This window comes from Priestia sp. JV24, from assembly GCF_025910025.1.
Lineage (GTDB): Bacteria > Bacillota > Bacilli > Bacillales > Bacillaceae_H > Priestia > Priestia megaterium.
In genome coordinates, this window is the sequence record NZ_JAPCIN010000054.1 from 1 (window position 1) to 13248 (window position 13248).

Consider the following 13248-nt stretch of genomic DNA (forward strand, 5'->3'; position numbering starts at 1 on the left):
CAATCATAATTGGATAAGTAAACAAACGTCTATGTTTCCAGGAAACAAGCTGATTGGGAGATGGCTCAAGATGGGATATATGGAGCAAGGTATATTTCACAACACAATGGAAGGAAGTCCCCAAGGAAGTGTAGCTTCTCCCCTTCTAGCTAATATAGCGCTAGATGGAATGGAAAAAGAGATTGGTATTGTTTATCGAAAGACATATAAATCAGGCACGGGCTACAAGATTGATCCAAAGTGTAAGATGGGACGTGTCGCTTACGCAGATGACTTCGTCATCGTAACGGAAACTAATGAGCAAGCTCAACTTATGTATCAAAAGTTGATTCCTTACTTAAAAAGGCGCGGGATTACATTGAGTGTTGATAAAACAAAAGTAACACATATCGAGAATGGGTTTGATTTTCTCGGTTTCTCACTTCGTCAATACAAGACTGAGCAAGGAAATAAGTTATTGATCAAACCCAGTAAAGATAACATCAGAAAAGCAAAAAGCAAGATAAAAGATACGTTCGCAGTGATGCGAGGACGACCAGTAAAAGAAATCATACGTGTTCTAAACCCTATTATTCGAGGCCATGGACAGTATTGGAAACATGTCGTGTCAAAAAAGACCTTTGGTTATATGGACAACTACGTTTTCCTGAAAATAAGGAAACACCTTAGACAATTGCATCCAAGGAAGTCTTGGAAATGGATTAATAAACGCTATTTTAAGAAGCCCCACCACGGTGGAAACAATAAATGGATTCTCACATGTCCACTTACTAATATTCAATTGCTGAAGATGTCTTGGATTAAAATAGAACGACATGTCATGGTAGCCTACAAGAACAGCCCAGATGATCCGAATCTAAAAGATTATTGGGAAAAGCGAGACCGTAAGGTCTTTAATAGCGAAAATACGCTAGATAGGATGAAGCTCGCAAGGAAACAAGGTTATCGTTGCGCATTATGTAAACACACTCTACAAAATGGCGAAAAAGTTACGGTACGAAACTTAGAAGTTTCTACAGGTAAAGCTGCTAAATTAGTACATGTACCGTGTATTAAATAAATAAGTTGTTCGGATAAAAAGAAGGCTTGAGCCGTATGACGGGAAATCTGTCACGTACGGTTCTTAGGGGGGCGGGCGCTCGTGAGAGTGCCCGCCTACCCGACTTAACTACCTTTGTATACGATATACAGCTTAAAAAACGAAAAACCTACTGAACAGGGATCAGTAGGTTTTTCTGCTATAGATATCACTATTTATCAGTTGATGCCCGGAACATCTTGAGTAGTTTGTTCGAAATCCCCAGATTTATTCATTATGAACGAGAGATATAAAAGGAAAATGTATGTCAGGCATTCTCTAAATAGGTTATATAGACAAGCTTGTATCTATATATATTTATTTAATGGGTTTTTAAAAATTATTATGTAATAAAACATGAGTGAATAAAGGAGAAGTAGGAGGGGCAAATATGTTTGTTCATGTAGTTCAACCTGATGAAACTCTATTCTCAATAAGTAACAGATATGGTTACCCTATCAATCAGTTACGAAGTGTGAATGGTTTAGAGGAAACGAATATTGTTCCAGGTCAAGCGTTGCTCATACCCCTTTATATATATACAGTTCAACCTAATGATACGATTAATAATATTGCTAGAAAAGCTTATGTATCTTTAGAACAATTGAAGAGAGCTAATCCTTCTATACAACCGAACCATTTACAGGTAGGAATGAAAATTAGGATCCCTGATATATCGAACTATATTGCAGGTACACTGCAATATTATGCTGTTCGAAGTCCAGATTTAGATAGAAATTTAATTAATGATTTCGCCACTTATTCCTCTTCTATTGCCATTTTCGAATATCATTTTGGAAATAACGGGGATATAATAAATGATTTAAACGATTTAGTGGCGATTGAAACCACTTGGAGGAACCATGTTACACCCTTAGCTACTATTACTAATCTAACTTCAGAGGGATTTAGTTCTGATCTTGCTCATCAGGTTTTAAATAATCCGACGGCAAGAAGGAATCTTGTCGATAATATCTTTTATTTAGTATCTAGAAAAGGATATGGTGGAGTAAATATTGATTTTGAACGTGTAAGGGCTGAGGATAGGGATCTTTTCACTGGGTTTTTACGTCAATTAGGAGAGCGTTTGAGACCTTCTGGATATGTTCTGACAATAGCTGTTCCAGCTAAAACAAGTGAGGATATTTCTTGGTTAAGGGGATATGATTATGGAGGTATAGGTGCCGTTGTTAATTATATGTTCATTATGGCATATGATTGGCATCATGCAGGTAGCGAGCCAGGGCCAGTCGCACCAATTACTGAGGTAAGGAGAACAATAGAATTTGCTATAAAAAGTGTTCCACGAAGAAAACTTATAATTGGCGTTCCCTTATACGGATATAATTGGTTGATTCCCTATAAAGCAGGTACAGTCGCATCGGCTATATCTAATCAAGATGCAATTAAAACAGCCATGAGATACCAGTCGTCTATACAGTATTCAAAAGAATATAAATCACCATTTTTCCGATACAAAGATCAAGCTGGACAGACACATGAGGTATGGTTTGAAGATGTAAGAAGCATGAGTGAGAAAATGGTATTAGTCCGTAAATTTGGTTTGCAAGCAATAGGAGCCTGGCAATTAACACTTGGATTTACGCCAGGACCTTGGCTTTTAAGAAAATTTTTCACTATTAGAAAGGTATAAATAATAATAATAAATATGGTTAGTCTAAAAGCTTTTTCATTTCCGGTAAAATCCATTATGTTAACTAACTTTGTATATCGTATACAGCTTAAAAATAGAAAAAACTACTGAGAAGTAGTTTTTTCTGTTCTTTAGGAGTTAGGTTTAGAGCAATGATGCATTCATCTTGAATAGTTTTATCTAGATACACGCCTGTTGATTATCTAATTTATTCCAATAAAACCAAATAAAAAAGAGAGATTCTCATGTAAAATGTAAGTTACCACACCAACATTTACGAAAAGAGGAATCTCTCATGAATAAGAATACCACGTCTCCACATCTCATTCAAAACTTTCTTTCTGAAGCTGAACTTCAAGCGATTCTAGCCGAGTTTGGTTTTGTTGACACAGCCCGAAAATGTACCGTGTCAACGCTTATTTCTTATTTAATTGGTGCAGCGACAAACGAATGGAAAAGCTTACGTCACGCAGCCGATGTTGGGCCAAGTGTTGGACTCGTTTCCATTGACCATTCTTCGCTTTCCAAGCACATGAAGGCTCTTAATTACGCCATTATGAAACGTATTTTTGAAGTCATTGTCGGGAAGCTCAACCGAGCTACTCGTCGCACCCTCAAGATGAAAAAAATACCGATGGCAGTGGATTCGACAACGGTAACAGTCGGGAAGACACGCCTACCATGGGCAGTTTATCACGGCGAACGCGCGGGCATTAAACTGCATGTTAGCTTCACCAACGAAACTGCGATGCCTCTTCAAGTTGTCGAAACAACCGGATTAAAACATGACGGACCCGTTGGTACATGCCTTGAGGATAAACGCTTTATCTTCATAGGCGACCGTGCCTATTTTTCCATTGAAAAAGTCGATCGCTACGTGACAGAGAAAGAAAAACAACATTTTGTCATTCGCTTAAAAGAGAATATCCAGTTAAATCGCAAAAAAGCGCTGAAAGGTACACGTAAAAAGGATTCGAATGTGACCGGCGATTTTACGTGTATCCTTGGTACCCCACAAAAACAGACAAAGACACGCCAGCGTGTCGTGCAATTTACCGATCATGACGGTAAGGAGATACGCGTTGTGACAAGCTTGATGAACGTCACGGCAGAAGAAATTGCCGACATGTATAAAGCACGCTGGGCCATTGAATCGTTCTTTCGCTGGATCAAACAAAACTTAAATGTACCGATTTTATTCGGTACAACACCAAACGCCGTGTTCAATCAGTTGTTCACCGCACTCATCGCCTACGTTTTACTAAAGTTTTTACATATACAAGGTAGCAAGAAAAACACACGAAAACCCTTATCATTTGCAGGGTTCACACGTCTGTTTCTTTGCGCTACCCTGCCTTTAGAATGGCGAATAGCCATCTATGAAACACTTGAATTCTATCAAAAACTATACGAAGGAGTTTCTGGATGATTTTGGTTAATCAACACGTGTGATCTAGATATAAACTTTTATTCATTAGGGTTTATAAAGGGCATTTTTGAATGTAGTGATCTAATATAAAAAGTGTTCAAAAACTATCGTATTAACTAAATCAGCATATCTTATAGATATGAAAAAGGGTATAAGAACAATTTTGTTTTTCTTATCTGCAGTACAACATTTAAGAGAACAAAACTTACTTGTAGCTCGTATTGGTTTATATTCTTTTCTACAAATTTTACATTTTTTAATTGAATGTTTGATATATGCTTTTCCTTTACACTTCTGAGAACAATATTTTGCATTTTTGTTATAACTTTTAAATTCAGAATCACAAATCTGACAAAAAAACTGAGCCAAGTTGCTAATCACTCCTGCTAAATACTAATGGTTGCAATCGTACTATATGAAATGAATTCTAAAGCTTGTTGCTAATGAAGTCCATTATGATAACTAGGTTTGTATGTGATATGCAGTCGAAAAATAGAAAAAACTCCTGGTTCCTGTTCAGGAGTTTTTTCATAGATTATGGCGAGATGATGATATGAATCATCTTGGATAGTGTTCTCGAGAAGTGAAGTTTTATTCGTATAGGCAAGTTACCTATATGATTATTAATGAATACAATAATATAGGCTTATACTTTGGTCTTAGTATTAAGTTTATTGCCCTAGAATCCTTATATTTTGTTTTTTTAAAGTACCCTTTGGATTTTAGATTCTAATGGGTACTTTTTATTATCAGAAAGTATGTCTTAAACGACAGGATAGATCATTATGGATAATCAGTTAAAAGAAATCTTTGGTGCTTGGTTAGCAGCTATTGGAACGGTCACAGCTGCTGTAGGGAGTACCCCTTTTCGTTCATTAGGAGAAAATTTTAGAAAAGATTTAAACTTAATTGGGAATGAACTACAGGCTGTAGGAAACGCTCTAGAGGCTGATAGACAGGGAGAAGAGAATCTTGAGAAAATTGGTAATGAACTTCAATCTGTTGGGAATGTAACTGTAATTTCTGGGCTTGTCATAGATTTTAAAGATATAACACAACAGAAACTGATTATTAGTGGAAATTGGATTCAGGCTTTAGGTGGAGCTACTGCTTTAGGAGATGAATTTCAAGATACATCAGATATAAATGAAATTTATAATATTATTGGAAATTTACTTCAAGTTATCGGGAATTCATTGCAAGCTTTAAGTGGCATAAATGAATTGAAGGCCAGTTATATAGATAACAAAGAGTCATTTGAAAAAGAAAAAGATAATAATATATGGTCATTAGATGTTGTTGGGAGTTGGATTCAGGCAATTGGATCCGTTATTTCATTAATTGGGCAGATTCAAGAAGAAAGTGAAGAACAAAGCAATGAAAATGAAGAAAATAATTCTGAAGACAGTGATGATGAACAAGATAGTCCGATACAAGGAAATAGGAGGAGATGCAAGAATGTCATATCAAATAAATATTTTTAATATGGATATTAATTATTGCAGTAAAGATGGAAATATTAATATAAATCATAAAACAAGTAAGGATAATTACATGAAAGATAAAGATAATAACACAAATTCTTTAACGCCAACTATTCAAAAACAGTAATTTTATAAGACCAAATAACCGTTAGGAATTATTATTCTAACGGTTATTTGGTCTTATAAAATCCATTAGTTAACTACGGTTGTATATCATATTTGTTAACAAAACGAAAAAGAAAGCTGCTAGGGAAGACAGCTTTCTTTACCATAAGGTTGCAGTGGAAGACGCCGTTCAGGCATCTTGAGTAGTTTGCTCAGCTTATTAATCTTTATTCTTTAGTAAATAGCAACTTTAAGTTGTTTCTAATTGCCTTAAGGCAATTTTTTATGTCTAACGGCTACGATCTGGCCCTTGATTCTTTGTTCTATTTATATTTATACTTCTCATGTTTCCTAATTGATGCCTTTGTTTAGCCTGCTCTTCACTACGAGTAGCTTGTTGAATCGCATCAAAGATGCCTGAGACTGTTTCTATGATGTTTTCTTTAGTTTTTATTTGCTTTTTTATAGTTGGTATTACGTTTTGCTCAAGTCCTCTAATTTCGCTTTGTCGCTTGTTTAAATCATCTATCCCTTTATATCCCTTTTCCTTAAGGTTCTCTTTGTAGTGATTTATTTCGTGTTGCAACTCTTTATATTGCTGATGTGCTTTCTTTGAAACTAAACGTTTGGCTGCTTCACCAGGGCTATTGTTTAATTTATCAAGTTCTTTTTCTGTTTTTTCAAGGCTAGTAACTTGGCTCTTCATCTTATCTAGATAATCTTTTTCCGTTTGAAAGATTTTTAGATCTTTCTTTAGTTTGTAGAGGTCATCTTCTTGATTTTTAATTGCTTTTTCAATGACATCTAACGTTACTGGGGTCTTTTTGGCCATATCTACATGTTTCTCTAGTTTTAAGGCATTTTCATAGCTTAAATATTTTCCAGCTGTTTTCAAGTCGGGATAGTGAGAGCTTACTTCACGAATTTTCGCCATTTTAATGGCTTCTTCTGCTTGTAACAAGACTTTCGTTTCAACTTGAATCTGCTTTTTTTCATACTTGATTTGATGCAGGCGATTCTCTTTCTGTTGAGAGAATTCTTGATAGCGACTATAAAACTCCTCTTCAGTTGAAAAGCGAAGAGATTCCTTATAGCTCCCAATACTGTTTTCGTAGTTGGCTTTGTTACTTTCTAAATCAGAGATTTTATCAAGGTGACGACGCTTCATCATGTTATTTTCTTTTAGTTTAAACGGATTGAGTGATCCCTTGAGTTCATTTACCTTTTCTTCATTCTGTTTGATTTCACGCTCTAAAGCCTTCACACGGTCATAGTAATTGCTGACGTTCAGGAATTGTTGCTGTTGAACATGGAAATGACGCTCAATAGGGTCATGACGATTACTCATTTTACGCAGTTCTTCATGGCGTTTGGAGATATCGTCCAAGGAAATGACTTGTCGACTTAAAAGAGAAGCAGCTTTTTGAATATGTGTTTTCTCAATATCTGTAGAGAAGCTAAATTGTTTCTCTTTTTCTTTCATTTTTTGGACATGAGCTTCTTTTTGACGACGATAAGTTTGTAAATCAATAACGGCTTGATTGTATTCCTGGCGTTCTCGATTGATTTGACCACGCTCGCTTTGTTTGCCTTTCTTTTCGATGTCGTGAGCGACATGACCTAAGTGAATGCTTGGAAGAACTTCAAGTCCACGGTTCTGATGAGAAAGGTGCGTAATACGCTCGTTACTTTGGACTTGTTCTAATGCTTGATTGGCATAGTTCGCCCACTGTTCACGAATGGATAAGCAGCCTTTGCTATTTTTGACGTACCCACGATTGTTTTCTTTGGCATTGGCAAAATCAGCATTCCAGTCACGGTTCTTTTTGCCGAATCCATCTTGATTTAGGTTTCTCATCGTTAACATGATGTGGGCATGAGGATTATTGGCATCATCACGATGGATGGCAATGTCGGCCACCATCCCTTTTTGGACAAATTCATTTTGTGCAAAAGATTGAATGAGTTCTTTTTGTTGATCATGATTCAGTTCAATTGGCAAAGCAATATTCAATTCGCGTGCCAATTGTGAGTCTTTACGCTTCTCCACTTTTTCAACTTCATTCCATAAACGATTACGATCTTTCATCCATTTTGGAGCATTAGAAGGAGTCAGAATCATGGTTTCTGGTTGCACATTACGAGCATAAAATTTTTGCTCATCTATGCGTTCGTCATGTAGTTTTTGGCCACTGCGATAAGCAGCTGCAGCTACAGCTGATTGTCCTTTTGAACGGCTGATAATTTGCATTGACAGATGGTAAATAGCCATGATTCGTTCCTCCTTTCTTGAAAATGGATTTTGGTTTTTGGAATAAGTTGATGAGAGCACAAAGTGCGCTAATCAACGTTTTTGATAAAGTCAGCATTATGAACACCAAAGGTGTCATATGGTGACTTTATCTTTGCCGATAGGCAAACAGGTTTTATGAAATTCGCCATCTAGGCGAATGGGTCTTTGATTTTGTCTTTTCGTTCCGAAGGAACCGCACACATCGGTACGATGTATAAGTGCGCCCTTATCTCTTCAATCTAAGGGAATTATACCATATCCTGGTGAGATAATCTATTCCGATGCTACCAATTTATCTCAATTTTTGATATAATCAATTTAAACATTAGAGAACATGAAAAGGAGATGAGGATGGGTGCCGAAGAAGCGAACGGATGAGGAAATTCTTCAGGAGTTAGAAGAAAAAATTGAGAAGATGAAAGCGAAGAAACAACAAGTGGAAGCGCGTAAAAAAGAAAAAGAGAGAAAAGAGAGAACAAGACGACTTATTCAAGTCGGCGCGATCTTCGAGAAATACTTTGAGATTCAAAGTGAAGAAGAAGCAGAAAAGATTGCGAAGGCATTGCAAACGTATGTAGGAAAAAACAAAGATAAGATTTTGCATCATGATGTTGTTGTAAAAGAAAAAAATAAAGCATCAGCTGAAGTAGCTGTTTCTGAAGAATAAGAATCCGTAGGAGCCTATGATGAAATGTTTATATTGTGATTCAGAAAATAATCGTATGGAGGAAGCATGTTCTGTTTGTGGAGCACCTTTATATATAAAGCGTCCTCAACTTAAAGAATATGTGAGTTTACAAGATTCAGCTTTGTCATTCCAGGAGCTTCAAAGTTTTCACACATATGATTTGTTAATCTTGCTCCGGTTGGTTCGAGAAGAGCGTTCAAAAAGCTATAATTTGATGAGAACGGTTCAGAAAGCGCCAGAAGGGGCTGAGATTGATAAAAGTGTAATAGAGTTCGGAGAAAGCGAATATCGCCTTTATACGGCACGTATGAAGCTTATAGAGGGTCTTTTGATAGATCGTATGGGGTACAAGCCTAAAAGAGTAGATGATAAGCTGCTTGCAGCGTTAAAACATCGAATGGAGTCGAAATAGGCTTGCATTCATGAAAGATTTGGTAGAAAATTAGACATAAGAAAAAGCCCTCAAGTTTTGGTCGACTCGGAGGACTTGTTCTTAAACAAATATTAAGGAAGGGGTTAACCTTCTGTTGTACATATTATTATAAAGGCATTATAACATAAGTTGGTTAATTCCTTCCACAAAAACCGGGGGAATTATAAAAATGAAAAAAGTAAGTGATTTACAAAATTCTTTAAATGAAGCTGAGCAAAAAGCCAGACTAAGAGACTTTGAAAAAGATCAAAACTCCTTTCAAAAAGCAGAAGATCTAAAAAAATCATTATTAGAGCAATTAAAAGAAATTACAGGTGAAGACCATTTTGTTGGAACTAGTAAAGATCCATTTGCAGGGGAGCCGTTTAATCAGACTATGCATAGGAATTTAGATTTATTAAATCAAATTGATTATTTAACACAAGCTGAAGGGGATTTCTTATTTAGAATTCAACCATATTTAGAATTTAAAAGTAATGCAATTATTCGAAGAGAAGATAAGTTTAAAAAGAATAAGAAGAGCACTGTAGATCTTGAAGATGATTATGAACTTGTTCAGTCTGCAACAGTTTCTGATATTGCTGAAATGATTGGTAAAACAAGAGCAAATACATCAAAAATAATGCAATCTTTAAAAGAAAAAGAGATTTTGCTTAATCCAGAAGGAGCAGGACAAGTAATCGACAATGGACGTACTGTTAGTCCGCGAACATGGATTGTAAATCCTTATATTATGATCTGTGCGCCACGTAAAAACAAAGTTCAATTAGATAGATTAACGATGCGTTTATTTCAAAACTCTTTGAAAAACCTTAAAGATCAAAATGGTAAAAAGGTAAAATTACCAGCTAGATTCTTTTAATACTATTTTTCTTTAAAAAGCACTTTATATTTTAGAGTGCTTTTTGTTTTTGTTAAATATTAGGTGTATCGAAAACGATACATTTTAGTTTGTTTTTGTATCGAAAACGATACACCCCTAAAACTGCCTTCAGACCAGTCATATCAAGGGTTTGGGACGTTTTTTTGTTTTATCCCCTATTATCACTATTATTTAATAGCAATTCGCTAATAGAATTGCAAGGGTCTTTTAATACTTTTTTCGTTTTAAAAAATTAGCCATTAAGGCAATCAGGCCGCCTCAAGGCGGTCCCTACAGATAACTATTCAAACGAGTTATTTTACTTGCCTAATAATCGAGCAAAGAATCCTTTTTTTTGTTCTTCTTCATTTTGTTGTGTAGCTGCTATTTCTAAATATTGCTCTTGCTGTTGTTTTTGAGAAGAACGTATATATTCCATCATTTCTTTATCTCGGTTACTTATTTGTTTGCTGATTCTGACGGCCAATCGTTCTTCAAGTTCTTTTAACTGTTTGTTCATGTGTTCCTGTTCTGATCGCCTTCTGTTCTCAGACTCCTCAAAAGCAGCTTTATAATGATCTAACATTTCTATTAGCTTATTGTTAACAGATTGTTGCTGTTCAAATTGATTTTTCATTGTATTTAATACCGCATCTGTTCTGTGATTGTTATGTTCTTGAGTCACACTTAACTCACGATTATTTTCTTCTTTTTTTAAGTGTTCCTCTTGTGTGCCTGATGAAGAACGGTTTCTATCAAATCCCTTTATAACAGTCATTGCAGCTATCTCAAGAGATAACTTTTTTTCTTGAATAGCATATTTTAGGTTTGATAATAATGACTGGTCAGTAACAGAATAGTAACGCTTTTTTCTGTTATCTTTAATAAACTCATACCCATGCTTTTCTAGTTCAATACACCATTTTCTAATATTACTGGAAGTTGTATTTAATCGCTTGGCCATTTCTTCAGCATTTATTGTATCCTGCTTCTCATTCATACTTGGCCTCCGTTCCTAATGTGTTATCGTTGTGATCCTTTTATGATCTTTATATAATACAATTTTATTTAAATAAATTCGAGAGACCTTTGTTATATCCTTTAGCTTAGTAAAATTTAAAGAGTGGTTTTATATAATAATTCAACTTGGCCGTAAAAAAATAAAAGAGCAACCTCTGCAGTGGACGGGAGGTTGCTCAAAAATAGGGTTACGTTGAAATTTGTAAAAAATAGTCTGACTTTTAATATATCATATTTGTATACAAAATCAATTATTTGAACTGTTCTGCATATGAATAAAAGGTGCGCTTTTTATTCATCATCTCTTCATTTTCCTGTAAGGAGAACTCCGTCATATCAACGATGTATAAAAAGCTGCATACTCCGGAAAAAGAACCCTCGGCGGAACCGTTCTGCGACAAGGGTTCTTTTTTGAGTTGTGTTCCGGAAAGAGACATTATGTCAACTACCTTTGTATAGAGTATACAGTTCAAAAACAGAAAAACTCCCTTAGAGCGTTAAGGGAGTTTTTCTACTACATTTATCCAAAGGGTTGAAACCTTATCAGTTTCTTGAGTAGTTTGCTCAAATTATTGTTTGATATTCAGATTTCTTATTAATAGGCACTGTATTCATGTTAATTTGTCTCAATATATCCTCATATTTGAAATCCTGATCAATCTCTAGGATTATTTTTTTAGGTTCATTTTTATATTTCTGGATTAGCTTTAATAGCAATGGACGTACATGTTTATCAAATATGTTTAACTTTGTTACGCCTCGTTTTAGAATTTCTAAGTTGGTTGAACCTAATCTTTTATGGCATCGTTCTAAACAAACTTGGAAAGGTACATCTAGAAAGATAATAATATCTGCTTTTTTAAATCTTTCTTCGTAAGTTTCTTTATACCCCCAACCTTCTATTACCCATTTATCTTTATCTAATAATTTGTTTAGTTCTCTTGAAAAATGTCTGATTTGTTGCCTGGTAGGAAAAGGAGTTGTTTTTAAAAATTTGAGTTTTTCATCCATTTCAAAGAATGGAAGTGAAAGATCTTGGCTTAACTTTTTCCCTAGAGTAGTCTTCCCTGCACAACCATTTCCAATAATACATATCTTAGACATGTTTCACTCTCCTCTTTGGAATTGACAGTTAAATCACTGTCCTAATCAATGTTATGTATATGTTCCATATATGGGATATTATTATTTTTCTAGAGTCAATATAAAATAGCAGCAGGCTTAATCCTGCTGTAAATATTTACTTCTGATAATACGTTTTATGTTAACTAAAAGTGAACATATATGTGCAGCTGTGGAAAACATCGTGTTCAAAAGAATGAACACGATGTTTTAATGATTTTTTTAATTTGTATCTTTTAATCTCATAACTTTTCCGTCTGCACTTAGTTCTACTTCGTATCTAATTTTAGAAATGTCTTTCCATTCACCTCTTCCAAAGAATTGAGGATTTAATAGGAAAACGCCTGTTTCTTTTTTTATTAGAATATCCTTTTTCGTTAACTGATTAACTGCATTAGTTACTGATTGTTGTTTAATCCCTAAATTCTCAGCTACAATTCGTTTATATCCTGAGTTAATAATGATAAATTGTCCTTTATTTGCATAAGTTACGCCTTTAATAAGCTCGTATAATACCTTACTTATCCATCCTTGTATTTCTGCTAACACAATAATGTTGTCTAAATATACTTTTATATAATCTGGTTCTTTTCCATAGTTAAAAGAAACACTCGTTGTTTCTTCCGTTATTTCTCCGTTCATATCAACTACTTTTGTTGTTTCTACTTTTGATATCTTAGCCACATTACCCACCTCTATCATTTTTTACCATTTAATATGTTTTTATCTTAACTTATATTTGAGTTATTATCAACTCTTTATTAGAGTTAAAATAAACTCTTTTATAGTGTTGTTTCTAACCCTTGATTTTTTCGAAAAAACAACTCTTTAAAACAGTTATTTTTAACTCCTATACGAGTTAAAAATAACCCTTATAGGAGTTAAAATAAACTCGTATATGAGTTATTTTTAACTTTTTAAAAGACCTTATAAACCTTGATATAACAAGGTTTATAGCAATATATGAAAATCTTTTCTCTTCTTTTATTTTTATTATGTACTTTGTTTTACAAAAAGAATATCTCTAAGCAAAAAGCCTTAAAACTAATCGTTTTAAGGCTTTTTGCTTCTTATAAGAGA

At 34.6% G+C, this 13248-nt stretch carries 13 protein-coding genes; 8 read left to right on the top strand and 5 right to left on the bottom strand.

The window, feature by feature from the left end; all coding sequences use genetic code 11:
- From OK414_RS29195 to OK414_RS29215, 5 genes are all read left to right on the top strand, one after another.
- Window positions 1-1060 (top strand): group II intron maturase-specific domain-containing protein (locus OK414_RS29195; protein WP_263046298.1); only part of this gene is annotated, 1060 nt, incomplete at its 5' end.
- 409 nt (window positions 1061-1469) lie between these two features.
- On the top strand, window positions 1470-2732 hold the full coding sequence (locus OK414_RS29200) for a glycoside hydrolase family 18 protein (protein ID WP_263046297.1): 1263 nt from the start codon (window positions 1470-1472) through the stop codon (window positions 2730-2732).
- 295 nt (window positions 2733-3027) lie between these two features.
- On the top strand, window positions 3028-4161 hold the full coding sequence (locus tag OK414_RS29205; RefSeq protein ID WP_263046296.1) for an IS4 family transposase: 1134 nt from the start codon (window positions 3028-3030) through the stop codon (window positions 4159-4161).
- A 785-nt stretch (window positions 4162-4946) separates the two neighbouring features.
- Window positions 4947-5645 (top strand): DUF6944 family repetitive protein, encoded by a 699-nt coding sequence (locus OK414_RS29210; protein WP_263046295.1) that lies wholly within the window; start codon window positions 4947-4949, stop codon window positions 5643-5645.
- Window positions 5620-5772, top strand: coding sequence for a hypothetical protein (locus tag OK414_RS29215; protein WP_263046294.1), 153 nt, complete (start codon window positions 5620-5622; stop codon window positions 5770-5772). The genes OK414_RS29210 and OK414_RS29215 overlap by 26 nt, the downstream gene beginning before the upstream one ends.
- A 267-nt stretch (window positions 5773-6039) precedes the next feature.
- On the opposite strand, the gene mobQ is transcribed toward OK414_RS29215, so the two are convergent.
- A complete protein-coding gene (mobQ, locus tag OK414_RS29220) occupies window positions 6040-8022 on the bottom strand; it encodes a MobQ family relaxase (protein ID WP_263046293.1) in 1983 nt (660 codons plus the stop codon).
- A 376-nt stretch (window positions 8023-8398) separates the two neighbouring features.
- On the opposite strand from mobQ, the gene OK414_RS29225 reads away from it, so the two are divergent.
- From OK414_RS29225 to OK414_RS29235, 3 genes are all read left to right on the top strand, one after another.
- Window positions 8399-8710, top strand: a complete 312-nt coding sequence (locus OK414_RS29225) for a hypothetical protein (RefSeq protein ID WP_263046292.1) — start codon at window positions 8399-8401, stop codon at window positions 8708-8710.
- Between the two features lie 19 nt (window positions 8711-8729).
- Complete coding sequence (locus tag OK414_RS29230) at window positions 8730-9143, top strand: hypothetical protein (protein WP_263046291.1); 414 nt, start codon at window positions 8730-8732, stop codon at window positions 9141-9143.
- Between the two features lie 190 nt (window positions 9144-9333).
- A complete protein-coding gene (locus OK414_RS29235; RefSeq protein WP_048019661.1) occupies window positions 9334-10026 on the top strand; it encodes a hypothetical protein in 693 nt (230 codons plus the stop codon).
- Between the two features lie 319 nt (window positions 10027-10345).
- On the opposite strand, the gene OK414_RS29240 is transcribed toward OK414_RS29235, so the two are convergent.
- The 4 genes from OK414_RS29240 to OK414_RS29255 form a co-directional block, all read right to left on the bottom strand.
- The gene (locus OK414_RS29240; RefSeq protein ID WP_263046290.1) at window positions 10346-11026 is read right to left on the bottom strand and encodes a hypothetical protein; all 681 of its coding nucleotides are present in this window, start codon (window positions 11024-11026) and stop codon (window positions 10346-10348) included.
- Between the two features lie 271 nt (window positions 11027-11297).
- On the bottom strand, window positions 11298-11483 hold the full coding sequence (locus OK414_RS29245) for a hypothetical protein (RefSeq protein ID WP_263046289.1): 186 nt from the start codon (window positions 11481-11483) through the stop codon (window positions 11298-11300).
- Between the two features lie 127 nt (window positions 11484-11610).
- Complete coding sequence (locus tag OK414_RS29250) at window positions 11611-12150, bottom strand: shikimate kinase (RefSeq protein ID WP_263046288.1); 540 nt, start codon at window positions 12148-12150, stop codon at window positions 11611-11613.
- 240 nt (window positions 12151-12390) lie between these two features.
- A complete protein-coding gene (locus OK414_RS29255; protein ID WP_182031234.1) occupies window positions 12391-12852 on the bottom strand; it encodes a replication/maintenance protein RepL in 462 nt (153 codons plus the stop codon).
- Between the last annotated feature and the right edge of the window lie 396 nt (window positions 12853-13248).

Bases quoted from the DNA above. Each gene is read 5' to 3' on its own strand.
- mobQ (WP_263046293.1), bottom strand. From the start codon at position 8,022: ATGGCTATTTACCATCTGTCAATGCAAATTATCAGCCGTTCAAAAGGA.
- OK414_RS29215 (WP_263046294.1), top strand. From the start codon at position 5,620: ATGTCATATCAAATAAATATTTTTAATATGGATATTAATTATTGCAGT.
- OK414_RS29200 (WP_263046297.1), top strand. From the start codon at position 1,470: ATGTTTGTTCATGTAGTTCAACCTGATGAAACTCTATTCTCAATAAGT.
- OK414_RS29245 (WP_263046289.1), bottom strand. From the start codon at position 11,483: ATGTCTCTTTCCGGAACACAACTCAAAAAAGAACCCTTGTCGCAGAAC.
- OK414_RS29210 (WP_263046295.1), top strand. From the start codon at position 4,947: ATGGATAATCAGTTAAAAGAAATCTTTGGTGCTTGGTTAGCAGCTATT.
- OK414_RS29230 (WP_263046291.1), top strand. From the start codon at position 8,730: ATGAAATGTTTATATTGTGATTCAGAAAATAATCGTATGGAGGAAGCA.
- OK414_RS29205 (WP_263046296.1), top strand. From the start codon at position 3,028: ATGAATAAGAATACCACGTCTCCACATCTCATTCAAAACTTTCTTTCT.
- OK414_RS29235 (WP_048019661.1), top strand. From the start codon at position 9,334: ATGAAAAAAGTAAGTGATTTACAAAATTCTTTAAATGAAGCTGAGCAA.
- OK414_RS29240 (WP_263046290.1), bottom strand. From the start codon at position 11,026: ATGAATGAGAAGCAGGATACAATAAATGCTGAAGAAATGGCCAAGCGA.
- OK414_RS29250 (WP_263046288.1), bottom strand. From the start codon at position 12,150: ATGTCTAAGATATGTATTATTGGAAATGGTTGTGCAGGGAAGACTACT.